Origin of the sequence: Streptomyces ruber (assembly GCF_014648075.1) — a bacterium.
Lineage (GTDB): Bacteria > Actinomycetota > Actinomycetes > Streptomycetales > Streptomycetaceae > Streptomyces > Streptomyces ruber.
In genome coordinates this window covers 1-16,233 of record NZ_BMQK01000014.1, presented here as the reverse complement: position 1 = coordinate 16,233, position 16,233 = coordinate 1, and the positions used below count along the sequence as shown (strand labels likewise).

12 protein-coding genes and 1 pseudogene are annotated in these 16,233 nt (G+C 74.2%); 7 read left to right on the top strand and 6 right to left on the bottom strand.

What is annotated here, in order from left to right:
* Nucleotides 1-33: 33 nt before the first annotated feature.
* Entirely contained in the window at nt 34-984 is a 951-nt protein-coding gene (locus IEZ04_RS25060; protein WP_189219210.1) for a carbohydrate ABC transporter permease, read from the bottom strand.
* A gap of 7 nt (nt 985-991) precedes the next feature.
* Nucleotides 992-1,918 (bottom strand): carbohydrate ABC transporter permease, encoded by a 927-nt coding sequence (locus IEZ04_RS25055; protein WP_189219209.1) that lies wholly within the window; start codon nt 1,916-1,918, stop codon nt 992-994.
* A 346-nt stretch (nt 1,919-2,264) separates the two neighbouring features.
* Between IEZ04_RS25055 and IEZ04_RS25050 the strand changes: the two genes are divergently transcribed.
* The 4 genes from IEZ04_RS25050 (at nt 2,265) to IEZ04_RS25035 (ending at nt 8,297) form a co-directional block, all read left to right on the top strand.
* Nucleotides 2,265-3,269 (top strand): LacI family DNA-binding transcriptional regulator, encoded by a 1,005-nt coding sequence (locus tag IEZ04_RS25050; protein WP_189219369.1) that lies wholly within the window; start codon nt 2,265-2,267, stop codon nt 3,267-3,269.
* Between the two features lie 377 nt (nt 3,270-3,646).
* Nucleotides 3,647-4,903 (top strand): MFS transporter, encoded by a 1,257-nt coding sequence (locus tag IEZ04_RS25045; RefSeq protein ID WP_229821258.1) that lies wholly within the window; start codon nt 3,647-3,649, stop codon nt 4,901-4,903.
* Nucleotides 4,904-5,354: 451 nt separating this feature from the next.
* Nucleotides 5,355-7,475 (top strand): SpoIIE family protein phosphatase, encoded by a 2,121-nt coding sequence (locus IEZ04_RS25040; RefSeq protein WP_189219207.1) that lies wholly within the window; start codon nt 5,355-5,357, stop codon nt 7,473-7,475.
* Between the two features lie 129 nt (nt 7,476-7,604).
* Nucleotides 7,605-8,297, top strand: a complete 693-nt coding sequence (locus IEZ04_RS25035) for a GAF and ANTAR domain-containing protein (RefSeq protein WP_189219206.1) — start codon at nt 7,605-7,607, stop codon at nt 8,295-8,297.
* A gap of 54 nt (nt 8,298-8,351) precedes the next feature.
* On the opposite strand, the gene IEZ04_RS25030 is transcribed toward IEZ04_RS25035, so the two are convergent.
* Nucleotides 8,352-9,716: a hypothetical protein gene (locus tag IEZ04_RS25030; RefSeq protein WP_189219205.1), complete on the bottom strand. Its 1,365-nt coding sequence runs from the start codon at nt 9,714-9,716 to the stop codon at nt 8,352-8,354.
* Between the two features lie 417 nt (nt 9,717-10,133).
* Nucleotides 10,134-10,805 carry a transcriptional repressor LexA gene (gene lexA / locus IEZ04_RS25025; RefSeq protein ID WP_189219204.1) on the bottom strand — a complete coding sequence of 224 codons (672 nt, stop codon included), beginning with the start codon at nt 10,803-10,805 and terminating at the stop codon, nt 10,134-10,136.
* A 504-nt stretch (nt 10,806-11,309) separates the two neighbouring features.
* Here lexA and IEZ04_RS25020 point away from each other — a divergent pair.
* Nucleotides 11,310-12,131: a VOC family protein gene (locus IEZ04_RS25020; RefSeq protein WP_189219203.1), complete on the top strand. Its 822-nt coding sequence runs from the start codon at nt 11,310-11,312 to the stop codon at nt 12,129-12,131.
* Nucleotides 12,132-12,190: 59 nt separating this feature from the next.
* On the opposite strand, the gene glgX is transcribed toward IEZ04_RS25020, so the two are convergent.
* Complete coding sequence (gene glgX / locus IEZ04_RS25015) at nt 12,191-14,371, bottom strand: glycogen debranching protein GlgX (protein ID WP_189219202.1); 2,181 nt, start codon at nt 14,369-14,371, stop codon at nt 12,191-12,193.
* Nucleotides 14,368-14,898 carry a pep a2 gene (locus IEZ04_RS25010; RefSeq protein WP_189219201.1) on the bottom strand — a complete coding sequence of 177 codons (531 nt, stop codon included), beginning with the start codon at nt 14,896-14,898 and terminating at the stop codon, nt 14,368-14,370. The genes glgX and IEZ04_RS25010 overlap by 4 nt, the downstream gene beginning before the upstream one ends.
* Before the next feature lie 339 nt (nt 14,899-15,237).
* Here IEZ04_RS25010 and IEZ04_RS35145 point away from each other — a divergent pair.
* Nucleotides 15,238-15,427, top strand: a pseudogene (locus IEZ04_RS35145) (DUF5133 domain-containing protein); the annotation flags it as partial.
* 220 nt (nt 15,428-15,647) lie between these two features.
* On the top strand, nt 15,648-16,233 hold a 586-nt coding region (locus IEZ04_RS25000), incomplete at its 3' end, for a maltotransferase domain-containing protein (RefSeq protein ID WP_189219199.1).

The following is a 16,233-nucleotide window of genomic DNA, read 5'->3' as shown; positions in this document are numbered from 1 at the left end:
TTCGTGGCCACGTGGCCGGTACCGGGGACACGGTCATTCCTTGACGCTTCCGGCGGCGAGTCCGGACCGCCAGTACTTCTGCAGCAGCAGGAACGCGGCGATCAGCGGCAGGATGGTGATCAGCGACCCCGTGACGACGAGGTGGAACACGGCCTCGCCGCCGACGGTCTCGGCCTGGGCGTTCCAGCTCTTCAGGCCGAGTGTCAACGGGTACCAGTCGGGGTCCTTGAGCATGATCAGCGGCAGGAAGTAGTTGTTCCAGGTCGCCACCGTGGTGAACAGCAGCACGGTGACGATGCCGGGTGCCAGCAGCGGGAGCGCGACCTGGAAGAAGGTGCGCAGCTCGCCCGCGCCGTCGATGCGGGCGGCCTCCAGCAGTTCGGCGGGGACGGCCTCGGTGGCGAACACCCACATCAGGTACAGGCCGAACGGTGAGATCAGCGACGGGATGACCACCGCCCACGGGGTGTCGGTCAGGTGCATCTTGCTGAACATCAGGAAGGTGGGCACCGCCAGTGCCGTACCCGGGACGGCCACCGCGCCGATGATCACGGCGAACACCGCACGGCGTCCGGGGAAGTCGAACTTCGCGAGCGCGTAGCCGCCCAGCACGGCGAGGAGGGTGGCGCCGCCGGCGCCCACCACGACGTACAGCACCGTGTTCAGCAGCCAGCGGACGAAGACGCCGTCGTCGTAGGTGAACGTCTCGCCGATGTTGTTCCACAGGGCGAAGTCGCTGTCGAACCACAGGCCGAACGAGCGGGCCAGCCCCTCTTGGCTCTTGGTGGTGGCGATGACCAGCCAGACCAGCGGCACCAGGCTGTAGAGCAGCACCAGGCCGGTGAGCACGGTGAGCAGGACGCTGCGCCGCGGTCTGCCGGGGGTGTGGCGGTGCCGGGGGGTGCGCAGCCGGGGCGCGGAGCCCGGGGACCCGGACCGGCCGGCCGCGGAACCGGCGGGGGCGGTGGTGACGGGAGTGGTCATGACTGCCTCACGCTCCCTTGCGCATGCCGCGCAGCTGGACGACATAGGCGATCACCATGGTGATCAGCCCCATGACGATGGCGACCGTCGCGGAGTAGTTGTGCTGCTGGGCGTTGAAGGACAGCGAGTACGTGTACAGGTTGGGGGTGTAGTCGCTGGTGATCGCGTTGGGCGCGAGGTTCTGCAGGATGCTGGGCTCGTTGAAGAGCTGGAAGCTGCCGATGACGGAGAAGATCGTCGCGATCACCAGGGCGCCGCGGATCGCGGGCAGCTTGATCGCGGTGACGACCCGGAACTGCCCGGCGCCGTCGATCTCGGCGGCCTCGTACAGCGAGTGCGGGATCACCCGCAGCGCCGAGTAGAAGATGAGCATGTTGTAGCCGATGAACTCCCAGGTGACGATGTTGCCGATGGCGGCCAGCAGCAGGTCCGGGGAGAGCGGGTCGGGCAGCGAGACGCCCAGCGCGTCGTTGATGTCGCCGACCAGGCCGAAGCGGGTGCCGTACATGAAGCCCCACATCAGGGTGGCGACCACGGCGGGCACCGCGTACGGCAGGAAGATCGATATGCGGAAGAAGTCCCTGCCGTACAGCCGGCCGCTGTCCAGGGCCAGGGCCACCAGCAGGGCGAGGCCGAGCATGACCGGCACCTGGACGCACAGGAAGAGCGAGACCCGGCCGAGCGAGGACCAGAACGCGTCGTCCTGCAGCACCTTCTCGAAGTTGTCGAGCCCGACGAAGGTGTTCCCGCCGATCATCCGGTCGCGGAACAGGCTCAGGTACAGCGAGTACGCGATGGGGGCCATGAAGACCAGGGCGAACACGGCGCCGAAGGGGCCGATGAACCCCCATCCCGTCCAGGAGCGGCGGTTCCGCCTCGCCGGGGGCGGCGCGGGCCGCGGGCCGGCGGCCGCCGGTGTCGCTTGCGTCGTCATGTCGTTCCTCGCTCGTCACTGAACGGAACCGAGACGGTGTGCCGCCGTCCGTTCGGACGAACCGCTGCCGCACCACCTGATGTTTGCGTAAACATCGAGCGCCGCGACGGGGCCGCGGCCTGTTATGTTTACGTAAACATCTGATGGCGGAATGTCTACCCTCCCCACTGACGGTGGTCAAGGGTTCGACGAGCTCCCCGGGGGAAACGTGACGCGGGCAGCGCGGAGGGAAGGCGGCGGACGGCGCGTGGAGACGGCTGACAAGGGCCCGGCGGGCGTGGGCGGCGGCACACACGGCGCACAGAGCCGCGCCCGGACCCCCGCCCGGACCCGGACCCAGGCGTCCATGGCGGACGTGGCCCGGCTGGCGGGCGTCTCCTCGCAGACCGTCTCCCGGGTGTCCAACGGCTACGCCGGGGTGACGGAGGAGACCCGGCGGCAGGTGCTGGCGGCCATGAAGGAGCTGGGCTACCGGCCCAACAGCGCGGCCCGGGCCCTCAAGCGCGGCGAGTTCCGCACGCTGGGGGTCATCACCTTCTCGCTCTCCACCACGGGCAACGTCCGCACGCTGGAGGCGATCGCCAACTCGGCCGCCCGCGAGGGGTACGCGGTGACCCTGCTGCCGGTCGCCGCGCCCACCCAGGACGAGGTGCGCGGCGCCTTCTCCCGGCTGGAGGAGCTCGCCGTCGACGCGGTGATCGTGATCATGGAGGTGCACCTGCTGGACGCGGCGACGATCGCGCTGCCCCCGCACGTCCAGGTCGTGGTCGTGGACTCCGACGCGGGCGACCGGTACACCGTCGTCGACACCGACCAGGCCGGCGGCAGCCGCGCCGCCGTACGGCACCTGCTCGGCCTCGGCCACGACACCGTGTGGCACCTGGCGGGTCCCGAGGGGTCGTTCGCCGCCCAGCGCCGCGCGGACGCCTGGCACGCGGCGCTCACCGAGGCGGGCCGCACCCCGCCGCCCGTCGTCCGGGGCGACTGGTCGGCGGAGTCCGGCTACCGCGCCGGGCTCGGTCTCGCGGACCGCGCGGACTGCACGGCCGTCTTCGCGGCGAACGACCAGATGGCGCTGGGCCTGCTGCGGGCCCTGCACGAACGCGGCCGGCGGGTCCCCGGGGACGTCAGCGTCGTCGGTTTCGACGACATCCCCGAGGCGAGCTCCTTCCTGCCCCCGCTCACCACCCTCCACCAGGACTTCGCCGAGGTGGGGCGGCTCTGCGTGGAGAGCGTGCTGCGCAAGATGCGTCACACGGGCACCGAGCGCGGTACGACGCTGGTGCCGACCCGGCTCGTGGAGCGGGCGAGCACCGCGCCGCCGCTCCGGAACGGGCCGTGGCGGAGTTAAACATACTGTGAGCAACCCCACCCGCTGCGGCGGATCCGTTGCCGTGCAGGTGAGTTGGGACCGGCCGCGGGCGGCCGGGGACGGCGGCGGCGGGGACTCACGAGTCCCGTCTGCCACCATGGTCGGCGCGGTGCCCCGGACGGTTCCCACGCCCCTCGCGTACGGCATGTCCTCCGGCGGCACGGCCCGACATCCCCGGTGGAGCGGTCGCGCAGCGCAGCCGGTCCTCCAGCCTCCACCGGTGCCCCGCTCCGGTCCCTCCGGACCGCTCACCTCCCCCGAGTCGCCGCACCATGTCTTCTCCCCCCGCGCCTCCCCCTGCCGCCGCGTCCGCGCAGGGCTCCCGCTCCCCGTGGCGTTCCCTGAGGTACCGCAGCATGCGCTGGTGGTCCCTGGCGAACCTCGTGTCGAACGCCGGCACCTGGATGCAGCTCACGGTGCAGAACCTGCTGGTCCTGGAGATCACCGGGTCCGCGGCGGCCGCGGGTCTGTCGGTGTCCGTCCAGGCCGCGCCCGCCCTGCTCATCAGCCTGCTGGGCGGTGCGGCCGTCGACCGCTGGCCCCGGAGGACGACGGCCGCGGTCAGCCAGGCCCTGCTCGGCCTGGTCGCCTTCGCGACGGCCGCGCTCGTCGCCACCGGCGGTATGAACCTGCCCGTGCTGCTGGTCCTGGCCGCGGTCACCGGCGTCGTCGCCACCGTCGACTCCCCCGCCTGCGCGCTGCTCGGCAACGATCTCGTCCGCCCGGAGGACGTCCCCTCCGCCATCGGTGTGGGCTCGCTGGTGAGCAACGCGGGGCGGCTCGCCGGTACCGCCCTGGCCGGCGTGGCGGTCGGCTTCCTCGGCACGGCGGCCGCCTACGCCGCCAACGGGCTGTCCTTCCTCTTCGTCACCGCGGTCATCCCGTTCCTGCGCCCGGTGCACACGGCGGCCGTCCGCTCCCGTACGCGGCAAAGGACCCGGGACGAGCGGGGCCCGGGTCATGACCTGACCGTGCGGCAGGGCCTGGTCTTCTTCCTGCGCCGCCCGCGGCTGCTGGCGCTGGCCGGTGTCACCGGGATCAGCGCCGTCTTCGGCCGCAACTACGGGCTCACGCTCGCCGTGCTCGTCACCGGGCCGCTGGCCGGCGACGCGGAGCAGTTCGGCACCGTTTCCACCGTGCTCGCCGTCGGCGGCATCGTCGGTGCCGTCCTCGGGGCCCGGCTGCGCCGTCCCTCCGTACGGCTCGTGGGTCTCCTCGCGGCCACGGGCGGCCTGCTGCAGGTGGTGGCGGGGCTGTCGCCGTCGCTCGCCGTCCTGCTGCTGCTCGTGCTCCCCATGGCCGTGGCGGAGACCGTGTCCGACACGGCGGGGACGACCGTGCTCCAGACCGACCCGCCCGCCCACCTGCGGGGCCGCGTGCTCGGCGTGTGGGGAAGCATCAGCAAGGCATGGGGTCTCGCGGGCCCGCCGGCGCTCGGCCTGCTCATGGAGTGGGCCGGTGCCCGCGGCGCCCTGGTGGCCGGCGGGCTGGTCGTCGCGGGTGCGATCGCGGCGGGTTCCCTGCTGCACCGGCGCCGGACCGTCGCGCCCGTGCTCCTGCCCGCCGGGGAACGCGGCCCGGCGGCCCGGCCGGAACTCGGCACCGCCGCCTGAGCCGTCGCCGGCGCACCGCGGGTCACCCTCCCGCGGTGCGCGCGAACCGGTCGGGCGTCCCGAAGTCCGCGTCGCGCGGGCCGAACCGCTCGTCGCTCGTCTCCGCTCCCCGGCACCGGGTTCCGGCCCGCCGGGGAACGCGGCCCGGCGGCCCGGCCGGAACTCGGCACCGCCGCCTGAGCCGTCGCCGGCGCACCGCGGGTCACCCTCCCGCGGTGCGCGCGAACCGGTCGAGCGTCCCGAAGTCCGCGTCGCGCGGGCCGAACCGCTCGTCGCTCGTCTCCGCTCCCCGGCACCGGGTTCCGGCCCGCCGTCTCCCGGCGCACCGTGCGGTGTTCGATTCGTTCGCGCCACGGTATTGCCCTCCCGGCCGCGCTGTGCCGTAATCGGATGACCCGTGTGACGGATCTTGGAGGTGCCGGTTCCCCGGGGGCCGGAAGGAGCCACTCGCATGCACGGGTACGCGACCAGTGATTCCCGGGACGGCAGCGACGGCAACGCCGTCGAGGCCGTCCGAGCCGCCGGCGCCGGCGACGCCATCGGCGACGAGGTCACCGCGGCGTCCGGCGGACTGCTGGACCTGCTGCGCGTGGCGGCCGTGGTGCTGGACGCCGACGGCCTCATCGTCCTGTGGAGCCCCGAGATCGAGCAATTGCTCGGCTACCCGGCGCAGGAGGCACTGCACCAGCGCGCCGACACGCTCCTGGTGGCGCCCGCCGACCGGCCGCGCGCCCGGGAGCTGTTCGCCCGGGTCCGGTCGGGCGCCCGCTGGGCGGGGGTCCTGCCGCTGCTGCACCGGGACGGCACGGCACGCGCCGTGGAGTTCCGCACCATGCGCCTCTTCGACGGCCGGGGCCTGCCGCACCTGCTGTGCCTCGCCGCGGACGCGGCCGCGGTGCGCGACGTGGAGCGGGACGTCGCCCTCTCCCACAGCCTGGTCGAGCAGACTCCGGTGGGCATCGCCGTCTTCGACACGGAGCTGCGCTGGGTGGGCGTCAACCCCGCGCTGGAGCGGATCAACGGCGTGCCCGAGGAGTCGGTGCTCGGCCGCCGCGTCGGAGAGGTCCTGACGGGCCTGGACGCCGGCCTCATCGAGCAGCGCATGCGGCAGGTCCTGACCACCGGACGGCCGCTCCTGGACCAGCAGAGCGTGGGCCGGACGGCGGCGGACGCCCAGGACCGCGCGTACTCGGAGTCGTACCACCGCATCGAGGACGCGGACGGCCGGGTGCTCGGGCTGGCCGTGGCCGTGCTGGACGTCACCGGCCGCCAGCGCGCGGCGGCCGAGGCGGCCGAGGCGCGCCGCCGCCTGTCGGTGATCGCGGACGCCGGGGTACGCATCGGCAGCACCCTCGACCTGCACCGGACGGCGCGCGAACTGGCCGAGGTGACCGTGCCGCACCTGGCCGACCTGGCGGCCGTCGACGTCCTGGAGTCCGTGGTGGCCCACGGCACCATCCGCCCCGTGACCAAGGGCGCCCATGCCGAGTTCCGCGCGCTGGCCGTCGCCGCCGGGTACCCCACCCAGGCCATCCACGCCGCGGACCCGGTGGGCGAGCTGGCCACCTACGGTGCCTCCCGGCTCATCACCCGGTGCGTGCGCGAGGCCCGGCCGATCCTGGTGGAGCGGGTGGAGGGGCCGGTGCTGCGGCGCATCGCCCGGGACACCCGGGCCGCCCGCACCCTCCGTGCGGCGGGCGTGCACTCGTACCTGGCGCTGCCGCTGATGGCCCGCGGCCAGGTGCTGGGCACGCTCAGCCTGTACCGCACCGTCAACGAGCGTCCCTTCGACGAGCAGGACCGCCTGCTCGCCTGCGAGCTCGCCGCGCGCGCCGCGATCTGCGTCGACAACGCCCGCCTGTACGGGCGGGAGCGGGCCACCGCCCTCACCCTCCAGCGCAGCCTGCTGCCGCGCGTGCCGGAGCAGCAGGCGGGACTCGACATCGCCGCCCGCTACCGGCCCGCGCTCAGCGAGGTCGGCGGCGACTGGTACGACGTCCTGCCGCTGGGGCCGGGGCGGACCGGGCTCGTGGTGGGGGACGTGATGGGCAAGGGCGTCCAGGCCGCCGCGATCATGGGGCAGCTCAGTTCCGCCACCCGTGCGCTGGCCCGCCTCGACCTGCCGCCGGCCGAGCTGCTGCGGCACCTCGACGACATCACCCGTTCCCTCGGCGACGCGATCGCCACCTGTGTCTACGCGGTGTACGACCGCGGCCGGGGCAGCTGCGCGCTGGCCGGCGCCGGTCATCTGCCGCCGGTCCTGGTCCGGCCCGGCGGCGCCGCGGAGCTCCTCGACCTCCCCGACGGTGTGCCGCTCGGCGTCGGCGGGGTCGGCGGGGTCGGCTTCGGCACGGTGGAGGTCGCCCTCCCGCCCGGCTCCCTGCTCGTCCTCTACACCGACGGCCTGGTCGAGAACCGGGGCGAACCCATCGACACCGGTCTGACCGCGCTGACCCGGCTGCTGCAGAACGCCGGGCCCTCCCTGGAGGAGACCGGCGACCTCCTGCTGAGCGCCCTGCGCCCGGAACCCGACGACGACGTGGCGCTGCTGCTGGTCCGCACCGGGCGCTGAAACGGTACTGCCCGGAGCGGGCCGAACCGGTGTGCCGCGGCCCGAGTGACCTTTCCGGAGGCTGGAACACGTCGTACGAGGCGGGCCGCGGAACGGGCCGGGCCCGCACCGCGGCAGCGGAGAGGGACGATGGACTGGCGTTTGTTCGCCACCCAGATGGCGACCATGGCGCGTGACCTGCTCGCGCAGGAGTCGCTCGACGCGACCCTGGAACGGATCACCGCCTCGGCGGTGGAACTGGTCGAGGGATGCGACGCCGCCGGCATCCTCGTCCTGCACGACCGGCGGGTGCGGACGCTGGCGGCCACCGAGCAGGTCGTCGTGGACAGCGACCGCCTGCAGGAGCGGGCCGGCGAGGGGCCGTGCTTCGACGCGGCGCGACGGGCCGGCGGGAGGCGGCTCTTCCGGATCGCCGACTTCGCCGCGGAGGCCGCGCGCTGGCCCGTCTACCTGTCGTACGCCGACGGCCTCGGCCTCGGCAGCATGATGGGGTTCCTGCTGTTCACCGAGGACGAGGACCTGGGCGCGCTCGACATGTACTCCCGCGCGCGGGGGGCGTTCGGCGAGGCCAGCGAGACCGCGGGGTGGATGCTGGCCTCCCACGCGGCGGTCGCGTTCTCCAGTGCGCGCACCGACGCCCAGATGCGCGAGGCGCTCGCCACCCGGCACACCATCGGTGAGGCCATGGGCATCCTGATGGGACGCCACGGCCTCACCGAGGAACAGGCCTTCGACGTACTGCGCACCTACTCGCAGGAGAAGAACGTCAAACTGCGGCAGGTCGCCGAACGGGTGTGCTCCACGGGCGGCACCGACGGCTGACACCGGCGGTCACCGGCCGCGCCGGGCCGGGTGGCCGTGCGGCGGACGGGGAGGTCATTCCGGTGGCCGGTGTCCCCGCGTCCTCGCGGGTGGTCTCGGGCGTCTCCGGACCGGGGCCTGCCGCACCGCCAGCAGGACGAGCAGCGCCAGCAGCGCCGCCATGACGGTGGCCACCGCCGCCACGGCGCCGATCCCGGGTGGCGCGGCCCCGAGGTCCAGTGCCCGGGACAGGCCGGGGGAACGCAGCGGGCCCTCCAGGACGTGCGCGGCGACCAGTCCGGCCGGTGCCCCGGCGCCCAGGACGAGCACCGGCTGGCTGGGCCGCAGCGCCAGGAGCAGGGCCAGCAGGACACACACGGACGACATGCCGAAGGCGAAGCCGTAGGCGCTCAAGGACGCGCCGTCGCGCTGCAGCGGGAAGTGGGCGAGACCGCACGCGGCCAGCGCCACCACGGCGAGCCGGTTCGGCCAGGCGGGGGCGCCGGTGTCACGGTCCGGCCCGGCGCCACGGCCCGGCGGGTGGCCTCGCTCGCCGCGGGCCGCGCCCCGCCGCGCCGAGCCACGGCCCGGCCCGCGGCGGCCGGCCGGACGGCCCCGTGCGCCTGTCCTGCGGTCGTCGGCCCCGCGGTCGTCGGCCGGCGCCGGCCGGGTGGCGGCGGACCCCGCCGGACGGCCGGGGGTGAAGGGGCCGGTGCCGAAGATGTCCTCCTCGAAGAGGTCGTCGTGGAAGTCGTCGTCACCGAAGGAGACCGCGGCCGTGTCGAAGGGGTCGGCGGGCTCGCCGTCAGCCGGTCGTGTCCCCGCCGGCCCGGCCGCGGACGTCTCCGCATACGCCTCCTCGTCCGGGTGCGCCGCCCGCTCCTCGTCCAGCCGCCCGATGAGCTGGACGAGTTCCTCGACCGACCGGCCGGTGGCGGCGGCGCGCACCGCCTCCTCGTTGCAGTGCGGTTCCACCCGGGTGCGGTGCAGCAGGGCCATCAGCCGTGTCACCTCCTCCACCGGCCGGCACTCGGCCGCGGCGCGGATCGCCTCGTCGGCGCTCTCCGGGTCCCGTGGGGGCCGCGTCAGCAGGGCCACCAGCCGCGTGACGTCCTCCACGGACCGGTTCACCCCCACCGCGCGCAGGGCGTCGACCGTGGCCTGCGCGTACTCGGGTGACTCCGCCAGCAGCGTGATGAGCTGGACGACCTCCTCCAGCGGCCGTTCGGCGACGGCGGCGCGGACCAGGCCGTCGACCGGGCCCCCGTGCGGCGGGCCGGGATCGCCGGCGGCCTCGGGGCCGCGGTCCGGTGGTCTCGCGCCCGCGGGTGGTGGTGTCGCCACGGGCGGCGCGCCGGTGACCGGCGGGCCGACCGGAACCGTGTCCGTGTCGGGTATCCCGGACTGGTTCGAACTCGGTGATGTAGAGCTGGTGGTCATGCTCGCTCCCTGGGAAGGGTGCCGCCGTCCCTGCGCCCCCGTAACGCGGCACGCGAACTCATCTCCCCATTACTAGGCGTCCCGGCCGGCACCCACCACCCGGGTGAGGCAGTGGTGTGACGCCGCGCCCGTAGGTGTCCCACCTCACACGCGCCGCGGCGGCCGCCGCGGAACAAAGCCGCGCGGTCCGCCGTTGTGCTCCATGTGACCGCGGAGGGGACAGTGTCCCCGGGCCTCACCTTCCGCCCATGGGGACGATCGTCCGGCTGAAGCCCCATGGAGCCTTCCGCCGCGAGGCGACCGCCCTCCGCAGTCACCCCTTCGCGGGCCCCGGCCGGTTCCCCCCGTCCGGCCGGGGCCTTTCCATGCCACCCGTGCCTGCCGCCGTCCGTACGGCGCGTGCCCGTACGGACGGCGTCACAGCTGCCGCAGGACGCTCACGACCTTGCCGAGGATGACCGCCTCGCCGCCTGGGATCGGCTCGTACGCCGGGTTGCGGGGCATCAGCCACACCTGGCCGTCCCGGCGGCGGAGCTGCTTGACCGTGGCCTCGTCCTCGATGAGCGCCGCGACGATGTCACCGTGGTCGGCGCTGTCCTGGCGCCGTACGGTGACCACGTCCCCGTCGCAGATCGCCGCCTCGACCATGCTGTCGCCGGAGACCGTGAGCGCGAACAGTTCGCCCTCGCCGACCAGTTGCCGGGGCAGCAGGTAGACGTCCTCGACCATCTCCTGGGCGAGCAGCGGCGCGCCGGCGGCGATCCGGCCCACGAGCGGCACCTCGACCGGCGGCTCGGCACGCGCGGCCGGCACGGGCACGCGCGGGGAGCGCACCCGGTAGGCGCGCGGCCGGTGCGGATCCCGGTACAGGACGCCCTTGCGTTCGAGCACCATCAGCTGGTGGGCGACCGACGAGGTGCTCGCCAGGTCCACCGCGCGGCCGATCTCCCGCATCGACGGCGGATAGCCGCGCCGGTGCACCTCGTCGCGGATGAACCGGACGATCGCCTCCTGACGCCGCGTCAGCTTCCCCTCCACGGAACGCACGCCCGGCGGTCGGCCCCGCCGTACTGTCGCGCTCTGCTCCATTCCGGGCACCTCCGTACAAGATCCCTCTTGCCGTGACCCTAACCCGGCACCCCGTCCCGTGGGAACGGCCCGGGGCGACACCCTCCTCCCTGCCGTGCCGGCGGCCCGGCCGGCACGGGGCCCGGACCCGGGAGGCACGAAGATCGTCCGACCGTCGTTTCGGCGGCTTCGCCGGGGTACTCGGCAGGCTCCACCGGCCGACCCGGCCCGCCACGCCCGTCGCCGACCGCCCTCCCGGAGTGCTCCGCCGATGTCCCGCCCCCGCCCCGCCGGCCGATGCCACCGGCCCGGGGGCCAGGGGGCCGTGCGCGGCACGTGCCGCGCGCCCGGGCGCCGCCTCACCTCACTGGCCATGGCTCACGGACTACTCCGCCCGCTTGTGAAAGCCTGCGGGATGTCGGGGCGGGCGCATCGCCCGGCGGCGACGCGACGTCTCCCGCCCTGCTCCGCGAGGGTTCCGCTTCCTCCCCCGCCCGCGAGGCGGGGTCTCCCCGGAGGTACCGAATGAACGACGCACCACACGCACCGCACGCACATCCAGAGGACGCCGGTCACACCGCTCCCACCAGCCACGCCGTGGTCGGCGCCCCCTGCTGGGTGAGCCTGACCAGCCGCGACCTCGGCGCGGCGACGAGCTTCTACCAGGCCGTCCTCGGGTGGGAGTGGCGGGCCACGAGACTCGGCGAACGCTTCCGGATCGCGCTGGCGGACGGGGCACCCGTGGCGGGCATCGCCGACGAGTCCCCCGAATGGCCGATGCCCGTCGTCTGGACGTCCTACTTCGCCGTGCGGAGCGCGGACGAGGCCGTCTCCCGGGTGCGGGAGCGCGGCGGCACGGCGGCGGTCGGGCCCCTGTCCTTCCCGCCCGGCCGGGCGGCCCTGCTCGCCGACCGCGACGGGGCCGCCTTCGGGGTCTGGGAGGGCGAGCTCGTCACCGACTGGGAGGCCTGGCGCCGGGTCGCCCCCGCCTACGTCGGGCTGCACACGCGGGACGCCTTCGAGGCCGCCATCTTCTACGGCCAGGTGCTGGACTGGGCCTCGGACCTCCCCGGCCACTGCCAGGTGACGTACGAGGGCGACCAGGTCGTGCTGCGCAGCGAGGGGGACGTCATGGCGCGGATCAGCTCCGGGGCGCTGGAGGAGGCGCCCGACCCGACGATCCGGCCGCACTGGCAGGTCCACTTCGCGGTGCCCGACGTGTCCGCCTGCGCGAAGGCCGCCGAGGAGCACGGCGGCAGCGTCCTGCGGCAGAACGAGACCGAGGCCGTGCTCTGCGACCCCGACGGAGCGCACTTCACGGTGACCCCGCGCGCGGACGCGGGCTGAGGCGGGCGTCCGGGCCGCCCCCGGCCGCGCTCCCTGGAAGCGGGCCGGGGGGCCCGGGCCTAACGGCGCCTCGCCCGCCGGGACGGCCGCGACAGCAGCACCAGGGCGCGTGCCTCGACCGTGAGGTCCGTTGCCGCCTTGTGCTCCACCTCGTCCCAGGCGCCCCGCGGGTCCGCCGTGTCGACGCGGGTCGTCCAGCGCTCGCCGAAGGAGGCGTCCGGCAGCCGGAACACCGTCGCCTCCCAGTGGCCGTTCAGCAACAGCAGCAGCGAGTCGCCGACGATCCGCTGCCCGTACGCGTCGCGTTCCGCGATGGCGTCGCCGTTCAGGAACGCGGTGACCGCGCGGGCGTCGCCGCGCCGCCAGTCCGCCTCCGTCATCTCCCGGGCGTCCGGGAGCAGCCACACCAGGTCGGGCAGCGGCTCCTTGGCCCGCGAGGCAGGGACCGTCGTGTCGGCGGTCCCACGGAACCAGCGCCGCCGGCGCAGCACCGGGTGCGCGGCCCGCAGGGCGACGAGGCCGCGGGTGAACTCCAGCAGCGCGTGCTGCTCCTCCGTCAGCCGCCAGTCGGTCCAGGAGACCTCGTTGTCCTGGCAGTAGGCGTTGTTGTTGCCGCGCTGGGTGCGGCCCAGCTCGTCGCCGTGGAGGAGCATCGGGATGCCCTGCGACAGGAAGAGGGTGGCCAGGAGGTTGCGCTGCTGGCGGGCGCGCAGCTCCAGTACCGCCGCGTCGCGCGTCGCGCCCTCGGCGCCGCAGTTCCAGGACCGGTTGTCGCTCTCGCCGTCCCGGTTGCCCTCGCCGTTGGCCTCGTTGTGCTTGTCGTTGTACGAGACCAGGTCGCGCAGGGTGAACCCGTCGTGCGCCGTGACGAAGTTGACGCTCGCGCGCGGACGGCGCCGGCTGTGCTCGTACAGGTCGGGCGAGCCGGACAGCCGGCAGGCGAACTCGCCCAGCGTGTGCGGCTCGCCACGCCAGAAGTCCCGTACGGCGTCGCGGTACCTGCCGTTCCACTCGGACCACAGGGGCGGGAAGTTGCCCACCTGGTAGCCGCCCTCGCCGACGTCCCAGGGTTCGGCGATCAGCTTGACCCTGCTGATCACGGGGTCCTGCTGGATCAGGTCGAAGAACGCCGACAGCCGGTCCACCTCGTGGAACTGCCGGGCCAGGGTGGCCGCGAGGTCGAAGCGGAACCCGTCGACGTGCATCTCGGTCACCCAGTACCGCAGCGAGTCCATGATGAGCTGCAGGACGTACGGGTGACGCATCAGCAGGGAGTTCCCGGTGCCGGTGGTGTCGTAGTAGTGCGCCCAGTCGCCGTCCACCAGGCGGTAGTAGGAGGCGTTGTCGATGCCGCGGAAGGAGAGCGTGGGTCCCCTCTCGTTGCCCTCGGCGGTGTGGTTGTAGACCACGTCGAGGATGACCTCGAGCCCGGCCGCGTGCAGCGCCTTGACCATGGACTTGAACTCGGTGACCTGTTCGCCGCGGGTGCCGCGGGCGGCGTAGTCGTGGTGCGGGGCGAAGAAGCCGATCGTGTTGTAGCCCCAGTAGTTCGACAGGCCGCGGCTCCGCAGGTGACCGTCCTGGACGTACTGGTGCACGGGCATCAGCTCGACGGCCGTCACGCCCAGCGAGACGAGGTGGTCCAGGACCGCCGGATGGGCGAGTCCCGCGTACGTGCCGCGCAGTCCGGGCGGGACGTCGGGGTGGGCCCGGGTCAGCCCGCGCACGTGCGCCTCGTAGATCACGGTGTCGGCGTACGGCCGCCGCGGCGGCCGGTCGTCGCCCCAGTCGAAGGCCGGGTCGGTGACCACGCCCAGCATGGTGTGCCCGGCACTGTCGGCCGGGGACGGACCGGCGGGATTGCGCTCGAAGAGCGAGGCGTGGTTGTCGACCTGCCCGTCCACCGCCCTGGTGTACGGGTCCAGGAGCAGTTTGCGCGGGTTGCAGCGGTGGCCGGCGGACGGGTCCCACGGGCCGTGCACCCGGTAGCCGTACCGCTGTCCCGGCCCCACTCCGGGCAGCCGGCAGTGCCACACGAAGCCGTCGACCTCGGTCAGCCGTACGGACCGTGAGGTGCCGTCGTCGTCGAGGAGGACCAGGTCCACCCGCTCGGCGACCTCGCTGAACAGCGCGAAGTTGGTGCCGTCGCCGTCGTGGGAGGCCCCCAGCGGGTAGGGGTGCCCGCTCCACGCGGGCGTTCTCCGCCCGGCCCGGCCCGTCGCCGTCGGCCGTGCCGTCACCGCGCCTCCCCCGGGCCGTCCGGGGCGTCCGGTGCGCCGGGGGTGAGGAGCGCCGCGGTGGCGAGCACGGGGCCCCGCTCGGCGCGGGGCTCGTCGCGGGACTCCCGCGCCTGGGGTTCGGGCGTCGTCGGGACGAGGGGCACGCCCTCGCCCGCCCGGGCCCGCTGCGAGAACCAGATGACCGTGCCGCCGTCGGCCGTGGCGCAGCAGCCCCAGCCGTCGCTCAGCGCGGCGATGAGGGTGAGGCAGGTCCGCAGGTCCTGGTCGGGGCGCAGGCTCCGGTCCTTCTTCCCGACTGCGGTGATCAGATGCTGGTGGTTCCACCACATCTCGATCGACGTGCTCTTGTCCGCGGCGTGTTCGTCGATCGCGCGCAGCAGCAGCTCCGCGCCGTGGCAGACGGGCCCGACGAGGGTCTCCAGGTCCCAGAACCGCAGGTGAGCGGCGAGAATGCGGCTGACCTGGCCGACCCGTTCCGGGCTGACGTTCACGTCCAGGTGGTAGTAGCAGGGCACTGCGGTCTTCATCGTCGTCGACTCCTCACCGGCGAGGCTCCCGCCCGTCCTCGTCCTCGCGGACCGGACTCCGGGACACAACGTGAGCGTTGATCGCTTCTGAGTCACTCCAGCGTGGAATCGGTAGGCCATTCGTGCAACACGAGCGACATCTGAGCCCGTGGCGAGCCCGCGCCGGACTCGCCACGGGCTCGCGACAGGCTCGTTGAATCCCCAACAAGACGGTGGGTCGCCGCCCGTGCACCATGAGTGAGACCCGGACCCGCGAGGGACCGGCCCCCTCTCGTGCACGATCGCCGCCCGGCCTCCCGGGCGGCCGTGCCCCGTCGTCCGCGTGGAAGGTGACGAGCCATGCTGCTGCCCGCGAGGAGCGAGGTCGCCCGGCACCTGGAGCGTTACCGGGCCTGGGAGCGCGTGATGCTGGCGGCGCCGGCCGACCGCACGGCCCGGGGCAACTTCGAGGACTCGGGCTACACGCTGTGCGTGCTGATGGGCGAGCGGTGCGCCAGGGAGGCGGTGGAGGCCGCCGAGGACTATCTGCACAGCGGCCTGTTCACCTGTTCGCGGGAGGGGGCCACCGGCCAGGTGCAGCAACCCGGACACCGGTCCGCCCGGCTCCGGCAGGCCGGCGTGAGCCGGCGCGGTCCGCCGGCCGGACAGCGGTTCACGGCAGGGATGCAGCAGCCGGAGGGGGGACCGATCGGCCGGGCACGGCCCCTCGCGGGTCCGGCCCGGGCACCGAGCACCACGGAGGTGAAACCATGAAGGCGTCGCCCACGGCCGTCGGCCGCATCCCGGTACGGGATGTCCGCCCCGCCGTCGAAGGCGGCGGCCGCCCCGCGAAGGCGGTGGCGGGCGAGGCCTTCGAGGTCTCGGCCACGGTGTTCCGGGAGGGGCACGACGCGGTCGCGGCCGACGTGGTCCTGACGGATCCGCAGGGCCGGACCGGTCCGTGGACGCCGATGCGGGAGCTGGCGCCCGGCACCGACCGCTGGGGCGCCGAGGTCATACCCGGCGCTCCGGGCCGGTGGACGTACCGGGTGGAGGCCTGGAGCGACCCGGTCACCACCTGGCGGCACCACGCCCGGATCAAGATCCCCGCCGGGATCGACACGGGACTCGTCCTGGAGGAGGGCGCCCTGCTGTACGAGCGGGCCGCCGCCGCGGTGCCCGCCGGACGGGCCCGGCGGACGGTGCGGGCGGCGGCAAGGGCCCTGGGGGACGACTCCCTGCCGGTCGCGGCCCGGCTGGCGGCGGCGCTGGCGCCGGAGGTGGACGGGGTGCTGGCCCGGTATCCGCTGCGGGAGCTGGTCACCGCCTCGGCGGAGCTGCCGCTGGTGGTGGAGC